This is a genomic window from Azonexus sp. R2A61 (genome assembly GCF_021401135.1).
Classification (GTDB): domain Bacteria; phylum Pseudomonadota; class Gammaproteobacteria; order Burkholderiales; family Rhodocyclaceae; genus Azonexus.
Map to the genome: position 1 here is coordinate 726,921 of NZ_JACBFO010000002.1, position 13,481 is coordinate 740,401.

At 65.9% G+C, this 13,481-nt stretch carries 15 protein-coding genes; 7 read left to right on the forward strand and 8 right to left on the reverse strand.

Annotated features, from left to right (window positions below; genetic code table 11):
* Positions 1-203: 203 nt before the first annotated feature.
* From L0962_RS08440 to L0962_RS08470, 7 genes are all read right to left on the reverse strand, one after another.
* Complete coding sequence (locus L0962_RS08440) at positions 204-419, reverse strand: zf-HC2 domain-containing protein (protein WP_234085923.1); 216 nt, start codon at positions 417-419, stop codon at positions 204-206.
* The gene (locus L0962_RS08445; protein ID WP_234085924.1) at positions 413-1,006 is read right to left on the reverse strand and encodes a sigma-70 family RNA polymerase sigma factor; all 594 of its coding nucleotides are present in this window, start codon (positions 1,004-1,006) and stop codon (positions 413-415) included. Before L0962_RS08445 ends, L0962_RS08440 begins: the two co-directional genes overlap by 7 nt.
* On the reverse strand, positions 988-1,518 hold the full coding sequence (locus L0962_RS08450; RefSeq protein ID WP_234085925.1) for a DoxX family protein: 531 nt from the start codon (positions 1,516-1,518) through the stop codon (positions 988-990). The genes L0962_RS08445 and L0962_RS08450 overlap by 19 nt, the downstream gene beginning before the upstream one ends.
* On the reverse strand, positions 1,515-2,255 hold the full coding sequence (locus L0962_RS08455) for a DUF2063 domain-containing protein (protein ID WP_234085926.1): 741 nt from the start codon (positions 2,253-2,255) through the stop codon (positions 1,515-1,517). The genes L0962_RS08450 and L0962_RS08455 overlap by 4 nt, the downstream gene beginning before the upstream one ends.
* Positions 2,255-3,100, reverse strand: a complete 846-nt coding sequence (locus L0962_RS08460; protein WP_234085927.1) for a DUF692 domain-containing protein — start codon at positions 3,098-3,100, stop codon at positions 2,255-2,257. The genes L0962_RS08455 and L0962_RS08460 overlap by 1 nt, the downstream gene beginning before the upstream one ends.
* A 61-nt stretch (positions 3,101-3,161) precedes the next feature.
* Positions 3,162-3,482, reverse strand: a complete 321-nt coding sequence (locus tag L0962_RS08465) for a hypothetical protein (protein WP_234085928.1) — start codon at positions 3,480-3,482, stop codon at positions 3,162-3,164.
* A 121-nt stretch (positions 3,483-3,603) separates the two neighbouring features.
* The gene (locus tag L0962_RS08470; protein WP_234085929.1) at positions 3,604-4,278 is read right to left on the reverse strand and encodes a carboxylesterase; all 675 of its coding nucleotides are present in this window, start codon (positions 4,276-4,278) and stop codon (positions 3,604-3,606) included.
* 197 nt (positions 4,279-4,475) lie between these two features.
* Here L0962_RS08470 and L0962_RS08475 point away from each other — a divergent pair, with 197 nt between their 5' ends.
* The 7 genes from L0962_RS08475 to L0962_RS08505 all read left to right on the forward strand — a co-directional run bounded on the left by L0962_RS08475 (position 4,476) and on the right by L0962_RS08505 (position 12,739).
* Positions 4,476-5,435, forward strand: coding sequence for a TerC family protein (locus tag L0962_RS08475; protein ID WP_255680733.1), 960 nt, complete (start codon positions 4,476-4,478; stop codon positions 5,433-5,435).
* A 129-nt stretch (positions 5,436-5,564) separates the two neighbouring features.
* Positions 5,565-7,157 carry an urea ABC transporter permease subunit UrtB gene (urtB, locus tag L0962_RS08480; RefSeq protein WP_234085930.1) on the forward strand — a complete coding sequence of 531 codons (1,593 nt, stop codon included), beginning with the start codon at positions 5,565-5,567 and terminating at the stop codon, positions 7,155-7,157.
* 10 nt (positions 7,158-7,167) lie between these two features.
* A complete protein-coding gene (gene urtC / locus L0962_RS08485; RefSeq protein WP_234085931.1) occupies positions 7,168-8,319 on the forward strand; it encodes an urea ABC transporter permease subunit UrtC in 1,152 nt (383 codons plus the stop codon).
* Positions 8,316-9,146 (forward strand): urea ABC transporter ATP-binding protein UrtD, encoded by an 831-nt coding sequence (gene urtD, locus L0962_RS08490; protein WP_234085932.1) that lies wholly within the window; start codon positions 8,316-8,318, stop codon positions 9,144-9,146. The genes urtC and urtD overlap by 4 nt, the downstream gene beginning before the upstream one ends.
* A 614-nt stretch (positions 9,147-9,760) precedes the next feature.
* A complete protein-coding gene (gene urtE, locus L0962_RS08495; protein WP_234085933.1) occupies positions 9,761-10,453 on the forward strand; it encodes an urea ABC transporter ATP-binding subunit UrtE in 693 nt (230 codons plus the stop codon).
* Between the two features lie 163 nt (positions 10,454-10,616).
* Positions 10,617-11,603: a LysR substrate-binding domain-containing protein gene (locus L0962_RS08500; protein WP_234085934.1), complete on the forward strand. Its 987-nt coding sequence runs from the start codon at positions 10,617-10,619 to the stop codon at positions 11,601-11,603.
* 215 nt (positions 11,604-11,818) lie between these two features.
* Positions 11,819-12,739 (forward strand): polysaccharide deacetylase family protein, encoded by a 921-nt coding sequence (locus L0962_RS08505; RefSeq protein WP_234085935.1) that lies wholly within the window; start codon positions 11,819-11,821, stop codon positions 12,737-12,739.
* 76 nt (positions 12,740-12,815) lie between these two features.
* Here L0962_RS08505 and uraD read toward each other — a convergent pair whose 3' ends face one another.
* Entirely contained in the window at positions 12,816-13,349 is a 534-nt protein-coding gene (gene uraD, locus L0962_RS08510; RefSeq protein ID WP_234085936.1) for a 2-oxo-4-hydroxy-4-carboxy-5-ureidoimidazoline decarboxylase, read from the reverse strand.
* Positions 13,350-13,481: the final 132 nt, after the last annotated feature.

Sequence of the window (13,481 nt, forward strand, 5' to 3'; positions counted from 1 at the left end):
CGGTCAGCTTGCCATTGTACTGATGTCATTCATGCAAGGGACATCTCGTCGAGCGTCTGCTTTGCAGAATTTTTTGCACAGCAGCCGTTGGCCGATAGCCGCCCTGGCGTGGCCAAAACCCCGCATTCGATCAGGCGAATCGGTTTGCAAACAAGCTCGGGAAGCCTGCCCCATGTATTCCCAGTCAGGGGGAATCAAAGGGATCAGCGGGCTTTGCCGCTTTCCTCGTCGCCCGCCGCCTCGTCCGGCTTGCCGGGAAATGCCCGGCAGGCGGCGCGCAGGAAATCCATCTGCCGGCGGTAGGCGCGGCAGCCGCGACAGGTCATCAGATGCAGGCGCAGGCTCAGGTGCTCGCCGGATTCCAGTTCGCGGTCCTGCGCTTCGGACATCAGGCGGGTCGCTTCGCGGCATTTCAGCATGGTCTTTCTCCCGGAGCGAACCAGCTCGTTTCCAGGCAGCGGCGCAGGCCGTTGCGGGCGCGGTGCAGGATCACGTTGCAGTTGCTGACGCTCAGGCCAAGCTCGTTGCAGACTTCAGCCGTCTCGAATTCGAGGAATTCGCGCATCATGAACACGCGGGCGGTGTTTTCCGGCAAATGGTTGAGGCAGATTTCGAAGACATCCCAGAAGCGGCTTTCGCGCAGGGTTTCCGCCGGATCGCCCCAGCCGTGCGGCCGGCTGTCCGGGCGCCAGTGGGCGTTGGCCTTGAACAGCGATTCGAAGGCGGCGTCGAGCGCCATCTCGTCGTCGGCGATGGCCGATACGTTGACGGTGCGCGTCCGCTGCCGGATCAGGTCCACGATCTTGTTGCGCAGGATCGCGAACACCCAGGTCTTCAATGCCGAACGCCCGGCAAAACGGCGCTCGCCGTCGAACGCGGCGAGCATCGCTTCCTGCACCGCATCCTCGGCCGCCGCCGCGTCGCGCAGTTGCAATTGGGCGAAGCGCAGCATGTCGCGGCGCAATTCGCCGACGCAGGCCTCGTCGATCAGCAGGTTTTCGGACATCGTTGGGTGGGCTCCCGCTCGGTGGGCTGACAGCGCCGGCGCAAGCAGGCGTCGACCGACAGCTTACCGGGGCCGAGCAGGATCAGGGGCAACAACATGCCGAGGAAGATCACCGGCAGCTTGAAATTGCCGTAGCCGTGGTCGGTGAAGCCGTAGCCCATCATCAGTTCGGCAAAGGTCTGCCATTCGCCCGGCCAATGCACGGCGGCGATGGCGACGACGGTCAGCACGCCCAGCGACACGGAAAAGAAGCGCGTGCCGAAGCCGATCAGCAGCGCGACGCCGCCAGCCAGTTCGAACCAGGTCGCCATCTGCCAGCTGACGGCCGGTGGCAGCAGGTTGAACGGGAAGGGAAAGGCGTCCTGGATGTCGGCAAACCAGTTGTCGCCGTGCAGTTTTTCCAGGCCGGATTCGAAGAAATCCCAGGCCAGCAGCAGGCGCAGGCTGAGCAGGCCGAGCCATTCGCCGGCCCCGTCGAGGCGGCGCAGGGTGCCGAAGATGAAGGTTTTCATGGGGTTGTCCCGAGCAGGATGCCCTGCTCGCGCAGGTCGTTCAGTGTCGCTGCGCCGAAGCCCAGCCAGGCGCCCGGATCGGGCTGGCCGGCAGCGGTGGCCAGCGCCAACAAGGCATCGCGCCCGCAAGTCGGCGCGGCGCGCAGGTGGTCGAGAAGGTCTGCGGTCAACGCGCTGATTTCGCAAAAAAGCACGGTGTCTTCGGCATCGCGATAGACCGCCAGATGCGTCGGCTGCGGCCGGCGCGGTCGCCAGTCCGGCCCGATCCGGTGCACCGGCCAGGCGCAGGCCTGCGTCAGCAGCGCCGGATTGACGACCACCGGCTGCGTCATCAGATCGCCGGCCGGATCGTGCGGCGGCGGGGCGACGTCCATCACGTCCACCGCCAGTTCGGCCCATTCGTAACGCGCCAGTTCCGGTAGCCAGCGCGGCAAGCTGCGGTCGACGGCGATTTCCGACAAAAAAGCGGCGAACTCGCCGGGAATCTCGCGGAACCACGGCGTTTGCAGCGGATGGCGGCGCAGGAAGGCGCGACACAGGCGGCGCCAGCGCAATTCGCCGAGCAACGCGCGGCAGACCGGAAAACAGGCATCGACGAAGCCGCACAGGTTGTTGAACACCAGTTCGGCATAGACGCCGGCCCGCCGTGCCGGCAAACTGGCCGGCCGGGCGACGCGGCGCGGATCGCGCAGATGCGCGCCGAAAGCCCGCTGAAAATCCTGGAAGGCGGCGCGCATCAGGCAGCCCGCCTTTCGCGCGCGGCGTTGCGTTGCAGCCGGGCGATGGTGTCGACTTCTGCGGTCAACCGCGCGAAATCGGCAAAATCGAAATCGCGTTCGAGGCAGGTCGGCACGTCCGGCCCGATCGTCGCGTAGGTTTCGGCAAGCAGTTGCCAGACCGGGTCGATCACGTCGGCGCCGTGGGTGTCGATCAACAGGCCGTCCGGCTCGACGTAATGGCCGGCAACGTGGATGTAGCAGGTGCGGTCGAGCGGCAGCGCATGCAGGAAATCGCTGGCATCGAAGCCGAAGTTGCGGCTGTTCACGTAAATGTTGTTGACGTCGAGGTGCAGCAGGCAATCGGCCTCGGCAACGACGGCGGCAATGAATTCGGCCTCGCTCATCTCGGCGCCCGGCGGCGCGATGTAGGTCGAGGCGTTTTCGATGCCGATGCGCCGGCCGAGCAGGTCCTGCGCCTGACGGATGCGCGCGGCGGTCCAGTTCACCGCCTCGGCGGTCTGCGGAATCGGCAGCAGTTCGTACAGTTGATGGTCGTCGGCGCACCAGGACAGATGTTCGGTGTACAGCGTCATGCCGTGCTCGTCCATGAAGCGGCGGATGCGTTTCAGCAGGTCGACGTCGAGCGGCGCCGGGCCGCCGAGCGACAGCGACAGGCCGTGGCAGACGAAAGGATGGCGCTCGGTGAAGGCGCGCAGCCGGCGGGCCGAGGCGCCGCCCATGCCGGCCCAGTTCTCCGGCGCGAGTTCGAAGAATTCGATGGCGGCGGGCACGCCGGCGGTCAGTTCGCCGAGCAGTTCGCGGCGAAAGCCGAGACCGGCGCCTTGCGGATGACGAGGATGCATGCGGTTCTCCCGGCAGCGGGCGGCGACACGGGACAGCCCGCGCCGCCCGCCGCTTGCACATTTATTTTTTGGCGCCGCAGCCGGCATCCTTCTTCTTGTCGGCGCCGCAGCTGCCGTCTGCCTTCTTGTCCGCTTTCTTGTCGGCACCGCACTTGGCTTCGCCGCACTTGCCGTCGCGCTTTTTCTCGGCCGCCTTCTTGTCGGCGCCGCACTTGGCCTCGCCGCATTTGCCATCGGCTTTCTTGTCGGCCTGCGCCAGCTGGTAGCCGGCAGTCAGCGGCTTGACCGCGAACGGGTTGTCGGCGGCCTGGGCCAGCGGGGCGAACGCGGCGGCGGCGACGGCGGAACCGATGGCCAGGGAAACGATTTGACGGGTCTTCATGGTTTTTTCTCCGTAAGGATGATCAAGGGGCGAACGTCCGGGCCGGACGTCCGCAAGCTTGGTCGGCGGCAGCGCCGATTTCTTACAGGTAACGGAAAAAAAACCGGAAAACCGGCCGCTGTCAGCCGGCGATGCGCTCGCGCAGCCAGGCGCCCACGGCGCGGAATTCGCTGATGCTGACCGAATGGTCGATCGGGAATTCGCGCCAGGTCAGCGGATGTTCGTGGGCCAGCAGCCAGTCGCGGGCTTGCTGGCCGAGCGCCGGCGCCACCACGTCGTCGGCCGTGCCGTGGGCGACGAAGCAAGGCAAGGACGCGTTCTCCAGCCGCCGCTCGCCGTCGACCAGGTCGAAATCGGGAATATAGGTCGACAGCGCGATCACGCCACCCAGGCGCTGCGGATGCGTCAGCGCCGTTGTGTAGGCGACGGCGCCGCCCTGGGAAAAACCGGCCAGAAAGACGTGTTCCGGCGGGATGCCGCGCTCGCCCTCGCGCGCGATCAGCTGCCGTACCGCGTCGCACGAGGCGCGCAGGCCGTCGACGTCGATCACCCGGCGATCGCGGTGCATCGCCAGGATGTCGTACCAGGCCGGCATCCGCCAGCCGCCGTTGCAGGTGACGGCGATTTCCGGGGCATTCGGAAAAACGAAGCGGACGCCGGGCGTCGCGGCCAGGCCGAGCGCCGGTACCGCCGGCGCGAAATCGGCCCCGTCGGCGCCCAGGCCGTGCAGCCAGATGACGGCATGGCTCGCGGCCTGACCATGGTCGATTTCAAGGGTGGGCAACAGCGCGGACACGGTTTTTCTCCGAAAGGACGAAGGCGTCTTTTACCGCAAGCCGGGGGTGGCGCGCCAGTCGCCGAGCGGACTTCCGCTTTTCCCGAAATTTCCCCTCGGCTTTTCCGATGCCCGGTGCATTGACCGCACCGACAGCCGCCCACTATCGTCCACCCCGTTCGTCCCGGCCATCGCCGGGCATCGCATTGGAGCCTGGATTGGAAACCGTCGGTAATTTCGGCCTGTGGGCCAGCTTCTTCGCAGTCGTGCTGGTCATGCTGGCCATCGACCTGTTCGCCGTCGGCGGCGGCCGGCAACATCGCGTGTCGGTCCGCGAGGCCGGCACCTGGACGGTGATCTGGATCACCGTCTCGGCACTGTTCGCCGCCGGCCTGTGGTTCTACCTGGAGCAGACCGCCGGCCGCGCAGTGGCCGACCGGAAAGTGCTCGAATTCGTCACCGGCTACCTGATCGAGAAATCGCTGGCAGTCGACAACCTGTTCGTCTGGCTGATGCTGTTCAACTTCTTCGCCATCCCGATGGAACTGCAGAAACGCGTGCTGATCTTCGGCGTGCTCGGCGCCATCGTGTTGCGCACCGTGATGATCTTCGCCGGCGTCTGGCTGGTCGCCCAGTTCCACTGGCTGCTCTACGTGTTCGGCGCCTTCCTGCTGATCACCGGGATCAAGATGTGGTGGTTCGCCGATCAGGAACCGGATCTCGACAACAATCCGCTGCTGCGCTGGCTGCGCCGGCACATGAAGGTCACCGAGCAGTTGCACGGCGAGCGCTTCTCGGTCGTCCGCCAGGAAGGCGGCAAGCTGGTGCGCTACGTCACGCCGCTGTTCCTGGTGCTGGTGCTGGTCGAGTTCTCCGACATCATCTTCGCCGTCGATTCGATCCCGGCCATCTTCGCCATCACCACCGATCCGTTCATCGTGCTGACTTCGAACATCTTCGCCATCCTCGGCCTGCGCGCCATGTACTTCCTGCTGGCCGACATGGCCGACCGCTTCGCGCTGCTCAAGTACGGCCTCTCGCTGGTGCTCATCTTCATCGGCGCCAAGATGCTGCTGCTCGATATCTACAAGATTCCGGTGCTGTTCTCGCTCGGCGTCGTTGCGGCGATCATCGCCACCTCGGTGATCCTGTCGCTGCGCCAGACGCGGCAGCGCTGACCGTCCCCCGGCCGCGTCCGCAACGGACGCGGCCCGCCCTGCGCACAGGGCTACGCAATTCATCGTATTCCGGGTCTGTCTTGACCTCCGTAAGCTGGCGCTGCACTGCACAAATTGCGGACGGAAACGATGAAAAAACCCCTTCTCCCTGCCCTGCTTCCCTTCCTGCTCTGGCTGACCAGCCTGAGCGCCCTGGCCGCGCCCGATCCGGCGCTGGTCCGTCAGCTGGCGGCTGACGACAACGCCGACAAAATCGCTGCCATCCAGCAGTTGACCGCAGCCGCCGAGCCCGGCACGGCCAGGCTGCTGCAGGCAATGGCCGACGACAGCCTGTTCGTTGCCGGCGACCGGCTGTTCATCTTCGACGGCGAGCACGGCTTCGACGCGGTCAGCGGCAGCGCCGCCGACCTGCCGGAAGGCGCCGATTCGGTCACGGTCAACAACCGTCTGCGCGGTGAATTGAGCAACGCCCTGGCCGCGCTCAAGCTGTTCGACGCCGACCGCAACGCCCGCCTGAACGCCACCCGCGAACTGCAGAGCAATGTCGGGCCGGAACTGGCCGACGTGCTGGGCAAGGCCCGCGCTCAGGAACAGGACGCCGAAATCAAGCTCCTGCTCGATCTGGCCTATGCCCAGGCGACGCTGCAGGACAGCGACCCGGCGGTGCGGCTGGCCGCCGTACAGACGCTGGCCGACGCTCCGACGCCGGCCATCCGCAGCCTGCTTCTGCCGCTGACCGAGGCGTCGGCGGAAAGCGACGACAAGGTCCGCGCTGCCGCGGTCGACGCGATCAAGCACATCGAACGCAGCCTGGCCTGGGGCGACACGCTGGCCGGCATCTTCTCCGGCCTGTCGCTCGGTTCCATCCTGCTGCTGGCGGCGCTCGGCCTGGCCATCACCTACGGCGTCATGGGCATCATCAACATGGCCCACGGCGAACTGCTGATGATCGGCGCCTACTCGGCCTACGCCGTCCAGAGCCTGTTCCGCGCCTGGGCACCGGACTACGTCGACTGGTACCTGCCGGCGGCGATCCCGGTCGCCTTCTTCGCCGCCGCACTGGTCGGCGTGGTGATGGAACGCACGGTGATCCGCTGGCTGTACGGACGCACGCTGGAAACCCTGCTCGCCACCTGGGGCCTGTCGCTGATCCTGATCCAGGCGGCGCGCGTGCTGTTCGGCGCGCAGAACGTCGAGGTCGCCAACCCGAGCTGGATGTCCGGCGGCGTCGAACTGCTGCCCAACCTGATCCTGCCGTGGAACCGCGTGATCATCATCGGCTTCGCGCTGTTCGTGCTGTTCCTGGTCTGGGTGCTGATGAACAAGACGCGGCTCGGCATGTTCGTCCGCGCCGTCACGCAGAACCGCGCCATGGCCGGCTGCGTCGGCGTGCCGACGGCGCGCATCGACACCATGGCCTTCGCCCTCGGCGCCGGCATCGCCGGCCTTGGCGGCGTGGCGCTGTCGCAGATCTCCAACGTCGGCCCGGACATGGGCCAGGGCTACATCGTCGATTCCTTCATGGTCGTCGTCGTCGGCGGCGTCGGGCAACTGGCCGGCGCGGTCTGGGCGGCGCTCGGCCTCGGCATCTTCTCCAAGCTGCTCGAAGGCTGGGCCGGCGCGGTGATCGCCAAGATCATGATCCTCGTCGCCATCATCGTTTTTATCCAGAAGCGTCCGCAGGGCATTTTCGCCCTCAAGGGCCGCTTTGCCGACCAGTAAGGAGCGACGCATGTCTGCCACTTCTTCCGCGTTTCCCCTGCCCGCTTCCGGCCGCGTGCCGCTGACCCTGCGCGTCTTCGCCGCGCTCGACCGCAAGGCCTGGATCGCGCTCGCCGTCTTCCTTGCCCTGGCGCTGGTCGTCGTTCCCGTGCTGCACCTGACGGTGCCCGAGAGCAGCACCTTTCACGTCTCGGCCTACGCGATCACGCTGATTGGCAAGATCATGTGCTACGCGCTGGTCGCCGTCGCCATGGACCTGATCTGGGGCTACGGCGGCATCCTGTCGCTCGGCCACGGGCTGTTCTTCGCGCTCGGCGGCTACGCCTTCGGTATGTACCTGATGCGCCAGATCGGCCGCGACGGCAGCTACGGCGCCGACCTGCCCGACTTCATGGTCTTCCTCGACTGGAAGGAACTACCGTGGTTCTGGCTGGGCAGCGACCACTTCGGCTGGGCGGCCTTGCTGGCGCTCGCCGTGCCGGCCGTCGTCGCTTTCGTCTTCGGTTACTTCGCCTTCCGTTCGCGGATCAAGGGCGTCTATTTCTCGATCATCACCCAGGCGCTGACCTACGCCGCCATGTTGCTGTTCTTCCGCAATGAAACCGGCTTCGGCGGCAACAACGGTTTCACCGACTTCAAGCGCATCCTCGGCCACGGCATCACCTCGCCGGAAATGCGGCTGGTGCTGTTCGGCCTGACCGCGCTGACGCTGGCCGCGACGCTGGTGTTCGCCGCCTGGCTGGTCAAATCCAAGTTCGGCCGGGTGTTGACCGCAATCCGCGATGCCGAGAGCCGGGTCATGTTCATCGGCTACAACCCGCTCTGGTACAAGCTGACCATCTGGGTGATCTCGGCCGTGCTGTGCGGCATCGCCGGCGCGCTCTACGTACCGCAGGTCGGCATCATCAACCCGAGCGAAATGAGCCCGGCGAATTCAATCGAAATCGCCATCTGGGTGGCGGTCGGCGGGCGCGGCACGCTGATCGGGCCGGTCATCGGCGCCTTCGTGGTCAACCTCGCCAAGAGCTGGTTTACCGTCAGCTTCCCCGAATACTGGCTGTTCTTCCTCGGCCTGCTGTTCATTGTCGTCACGCTGATGCTGCCGCAAGGCCTGGTCGGCCTGTGGAAAAAGATCATCGCCCGCAAAGGAGCCGCCGCATGAACGCCGCCACCCTCACCGCCCCGCACAACGAAGGCCCTGACGGCAGCGCCGCGCTCGGCCACGTCGTCACCGGCGAGCTCGACCTGTCGCACGGCGTCGCGCTCTACCTCGAAGACATCACCGTCAGCTTCGACGGCTTCAAGGCGCTGAACAACCTCAACCTGGCCATCGACGCCGGCGAACTGCGCTGCATCATCGGCCCCAACGGCGCCGGCAAGACGACGATGATGGACGTCATCACCGGCAAGACCCGGCCCGACTCGGGCAAGGCCTTCTTCGGCCAGACCATCGACCTGACCCGCCTGACCGAACCGGAAATCGCCCACGTCGGGATCGGCCGCAAGTTCCAGAAACCGACCATCTTCGAGCAGCACACCGCGTTCGAGAACCTCGAACTGGCGATGAAGACCGACAAGCGCGTGTGGAAGAGCCTGATGGCCTGGCTCTCCGGCGACGACCGCGACCGCATCGCCGACACCCTGAAACTGATCCGCCTCGACGGCGAAGCCGACCGCCCGGCCGGCCTCTTGTCGCACGGCCAGAAGCAGTGGCTGGAAATCGGCATGCTGCTGATGCAGGAACCAAAGCTGCTACTGCTCGACGAACCGGTCGCCGGCATGACCGACGACGAGACGATGCGCACGGCGGAGCTGTTCGTCTCGCTCGCCGGCAAGCATTCGCTGGTCGTCGTCGAGCACGACATGGCCTTCGTCGAAAAACTCGGCGGCAAGGTCACCGTGCTGCATGAAGGGTCGGTACTGGCCGAGGGTGACCTGGCCACGGTGCAGAATGATCAGCGGGTGATTGAGGTTTATCTTGGAAGATGAGCTGCTGTATTCCGCGCCTGACGCGCGGGCGTACTTTCTTTTGCTTCGCCAAAAGAAAGTAGCCAAAGAAAAGGCGACCCCCAGGTCGGCGCCGGGCGGCGCCCGGTCCCTTGCGCTACTCGGCAGTCCGGGCGGCTGGCTAAACTCGCCGCTACGCGGCTCGGACAACGCCAGCCGACTGCCCCCGGACCGCCTGCGTTGCTCAGCGCCTCTCAGGGGGACCCCAAAACCGGCGGTTTACGAAAGTTTGCGGTCGACACCCCTTTTTGCCAAAAAACCAATCGCTGCGATCGGTGTCCTGGGCCCCTTGGGAGGCGCCGAGCAACGCAGGGTAGTCGGGGGCCTTCGGCTGGCGTTGTCTGAGGCCCGCAGGGCCGAGTTTAGCCAGCCGCCCGACTGCCCGAGTCGCGCAGGGAACCCCGCGCAGCGGGGCGCCGACCTAGGGTGTCCTTTTTCTTTGGCTACTTTCTTTTTGGACAAGCAAAAAGAAAGTACGCCCGCCGGTCAACGGCGGAACCCAGCGGTTCAGCAACGACAAACGCCCGCCCGTCCGTCAGGCGCGGAACACAGCGGTTCAGCAACACAACATCGCCCAATAACCAGGAGCCCGGAACATGCTCAAAGTCGATAACCTCCACCAAGCCTATGGCGGCTCCCACATCCTCCGTGGCCTCAGTTTCGAGCTGCAGAAAGGCGAAGTCACCACGCTGCTCGGCCGCAACGGCGTCGGCAAGACCACCTTGCTCAAATCGCTGATGGGCCTGGTCAAGACCAAGGAAGGCAGCGTCACTTTCGACGGCAAGACGATCACCCACCTGCCGCCGCACGAGCGCGTCAGGGCCGGCATCGGCTACGTGCCGCAGGGACGCGAGATCTTCCCGCGCCTGACCGTCGAGGAAAACCTGCTGATGGGCCTGGCGACCCAGCCGGGCAGCACGAAGATTCCCGAACGCATCTTCGCGATGTTCCCGGTCCTCAAGCAGATGATGCACCGCCGCGGCGGCGACCTCTCCGGCGGCCAGCAGCAGCAACTGGCCATCGGCCGCGCGCTGGCGATGGGGCCGTCGCTGCTGATCCTCGACGAACCGACCGAAGGCATCCAGCCGTCGATCATCAAGGACATCGAGCGCGCCATCCGGATGCTCGCCGAAACCGGCGAAATGGCCATCCTGCTGGTCGAGCAGTACTACGACTTCGCCGAGTCGCTGGCCGACCAGTATCTGCTGATGGAGCGCGGCGAGTTCATCATGCGCGGGCGCGGTGAAACCATGCCGCAGGACGGCGTGCGCGAAGCGCTGGCGGTCTAGCGAACAGGCCTCCTGGCAGTGCGTCGACCGCAAATCTGCGCGAAAACGGTGCGCAGACTTTTGCGGTCGACAGCGGAATCCCCCGTATTTCCGTGCTGCCGACCCCGGGCGCGCTTATTGCTAATCAGAAGAAATAATTCGTTGTTTATCTGAGGGGAATGGCATGGCCGCGACGTGTTCCTGGGAATCGATCGACGTACATCTGCTGCGCGTGCTGCATGCACTGCTCACCGAATGCAGCGTGTCCAATGCCGCCCGCCGGCTCAACCAGTCGCAGCCGGCGGTCAGTACCGCGCTGCGCCGCCTGCGCGACATCACCGGCGACCAGCTGCTGGTCCGCAGCCGCAACGGCATGACGCCGACCGAACGCGGCCAGTCGCTGCTCGAGCCGGTCAAGATCGCGCTGGCGCAGATCGAGGCCATCGGTCTGCAGCAGGTCCGCTTCGACCCGATGAAGTCGAAGCGCGTGTTCAACATCGCCACGCCGGATTACCTGAACGCCCTGTTGATCGGCAACATCGTCGCCCACCTGCGCCAGCACGCGCCGCATTCGCAGGTCGTGCTGCATTCCTTCGGACCGGATTTCGACTATTCGAAGGCGCTCGAATCGGGCGAACTGGACATCGTCATCGGCAACTGGCCGCAACCGCCCGAGCATCTGCGTCTGGCGCCGCTGTTCGAGGACGACGTGGTCTGCCTGATGCGCAAGGCGCACCCGCTGGCCGGCCACCGGCTGACCCAGGACGATTACCTGAACGCCGAACATCTGGTGCCGACGCCCTATGCCGTCGGCCAGCGCGGCGTCATCGACATGCAACTGGCGCGCGACCGGATCAAGCGCAACGTCGTCGCCAGCGTCCCCTATTTCAACCTGGTGCCCTATGTGCTGCAGCAGGCCGACCTGATCTTCTCGGCACCGCGCATCTTCGCCGAACACTGCTGCACGCTGGGCGACCTGTGCTATGCCGAATCGCCGCTCGATTTCCCGAAGATGCGCTTCTACCTGCTGTGGCACGACCGCGCGCACCATTCCGAGGAATGCCGCTGGTTCCGCGAGCAGATCATCGATGTCGTCAAGCATCGCGTCGATGCCAAGCGCGACACCGCGCCGCCGGCGACGGTCGCAGCCCGCGCCCGCCTGCGGGCCTGAATCCTTTCCTGTCTGTCCTTGAGAGTCCTCGCGCCGGCCATCTGGCCGGCGTCTTTTTGCCCGCGCAATGCCGCTGCGCCCCATCTCGCGCAGCATAGCCGGCCGACGAACCGGCCGCACACCGGAATCCCGGCCGGCAACTGTTATCCTGCCAGCCGATGCGAGGTCCCAACCTCCCGTCGTTTCGCTTCCTTTGCTGCAGGAACCCACCGTCGATGTTTTTTCGCCCCAACCCGCGCCGGACGCTTGTCGCCGCGCTCCTCTGTCTGTTCTCGCACCTCTGCTTCGCGCAACAACTCGCACTGAGTTTCGATGACGGCTTCAATCCGGAAGCACACCCCGGGGCCAGACAGTGGAACGCCCAACTGCTGGCCACCCTCGAGGCACGAGGCATCCAGGCCGCACTCTTTCCTTCCCTGGCCCGACTGGGCAATGGCGCAGGCCTTGAACTGCTTGGCGCATGGGCACAGGCTGGACACATGATCGGCAACCATACCGCCAGCCATCGCAGCCTGGCCGCCCCGGAAGTCTCGCTGGACGGGTTCATTTCCGACGTCGAAACGGCGGACGAGGCCCTTCGGGGTCTGTCGACCTTTGTGCCGATGCTGCGTTTCCCTTACCTGAAGGAAGGCGACACGCTTGCCAAGCGCGACGGCATGCGGGCGTGGATGAAACGCCGCGGCTATCGCCCCGCACCGGTATCGATCGACGCCAGCGACTGGTACTACAACCGCGTTTATGCCGGACACCTGGCCGCCGGGGAAACCGGCAAGGCCGGACAGGTCAAGCAACGCTACATCGACCATCTGCTCGACCGCGCGGCCTATTACGACGGCCTTGCCCGCCGCGTTCTCGGCCGAAGTCCGACTCACGTCATGCTGCTGCACACCAATCAACTCAACGCCGATGCCCTGGGCGACGTCATCGATGCGCTCAACGCGAAGGGGTGGCGGGTCGTCCCGGCGCGCAGCGCGTTCGCCGACCGCTTGTACGACAGTCCTCCCGACACGCTGCCAGCCGGGGAAAGCATCATCTGGGCGCAGGCCAGGGCGGCCGGGATTCCCTGTCTGCGCTATCCGGCGGAAGATGCCGTTTACGAGGCGCCGCGCTTGCGCGAAGCAGGCTTGATCCCGTGATCCCGCCTGCGCAATGCGGCACCTCGCGCCGGACGCCGGAAAATTCCGGACAGCCCGCCGGCTGCCCCCTTCCCGCCTAGCCGCCGAGCAGCGGATCGAGCCGCAGGTCGGCGATCCGCTGGATCTGCGCCAGCGCCTCGGCGAACTCCTGCGCCGACGTGGCCGCCAGGCGGCGACGCATCTGGCCGATGATGTCCTGCCGGCTCAAGCCCTTGACGGCGACGATGAACGGCCAGCCGAAAGTACGCCGGTAGGCATCGTTCAACTGGCGAATCTCGGCCAGCTCTTCCGGCGAACAGGCGTTCAGGCCGGCGCCGGCCTGTTCGCGGGCGGAATCCTCGGTCAGGTCGCCGCGCAGCGCCGCCTTGCTGGCCAGCTCCGGGTGCGCCAGGATCAGCGCGAGCAGTTCGTCGCGGCCGGCCTCGGCGATCACCGCCGCCATCGCGGCGCGCAGCGCGGCGCGGTCGGCGAAGGGGCGGCGCGCCCAGACCCGCTGCATCACCCAGGGCGAATGCTCGAAGACGGCACCGACCTCGGCGACGAAGGCGTCGCGATCAAGTTGGCTGAGGCGCTGGAGCGCGGTCGTACTTGCGGTCAACAGTCCGGGCATGGCAAAAACACCGTAATCATCGTCGGGCCAAGCTTACGGATTCCGGCCGGGGCCAGGCAAGCTGCCGGCCGATATAAGGAAGTTGCGCGCTTTCATATAGTCCCGGTCGACCGGCCCGACATCCGGAAAATC

Coding starts and splice junctions, on each gene's coding strand:
- L0962_RS08440 (WP_234085923.1), bottom strand. CDS start 419: ATGCTGAAATGCCGCGAAGCGACCCGCCTGATGTCCGAAGCGCAGGAC.
- L0962_RS08445 (WP_234085924.1), bottom strand. CDS start 1,006: ATGTCCGAAAACCTGCTGATCGACGAGGCCTGCGTCGGCGAATTGCGC.
- L0962_RS08450 (WP_234085925.1), bottom strand. CDS start 1,518: ATGAAAACCTTCATCTTCGGCACCCTGCGCCGCCTCGACGGGGCCGGC.
- L0962_RS08455 (WP_234085926.1), bottom strand. CDS start 2,255: ATGCGCGCCGCCTTCCAGGATTTTCAGCGGGCTTTCGGCGCGCATCTG.
- L0962_RS08460 (WP_234085927.1), bottom strand. CDS start 3,100: ATGCATCCTCGTCATCCGCAAGGCGCCGGTCTCGGCTTTCGCCGCGAA.
- L0962_RS08465 (WP_234085928.1), bottom strand. CDS start 3,482: ATGAAGACCCGTCAAATCGTTTCCCTGGCCATCGGTTCCGCCGTCGCC.
- urtB (WP_234085930.1), top strand. CDS start 5,565: ATGAAAAAACCCCTTCTCCCTGCCCTGCTTCCCTTCCTGCTCTGGCTG.
- urtC (WP_234085931.1), top strand. CDS start 7,168: ATGTCTGCCACTTCTTCCGCGTTTCCCCTGCCCGCTTCCGGCCGCGTG.
- urtD (WP_234085932.1), top strand. CDS start 8,316: ATGAACGCCGCCACCCTCACCGCCCCGCACAACGAAGGCCCTGACGGC.
- urtE (WP_234085933.1), top strand. CDS start 9,761: ATGCTCAAAGTCGATAACCTCCACCAAGCCTATGGCGGCTCCCACATC.
- L0962_RS08500 (WP_234085934.1), top strand. CDS start 10,617: ATGGCCGCGACGTGTTCCTGGGAATCGATCGACGTACATCTGCTGCGC.
- L0962_RS08505 (WP_234085935.1), top strand. CDS start 11,819: ATGTTTTTTCGCCCCAACCCGCGCCGGACGCTTGTCGCCGCGCTCCTC.
- uraD (WP_234085936.1), bottom strand. CDS start 13,349: ATGCCCGGACTGTTGACCGCAAGTACGACCGCGCTCCAGCGCCTCAGC.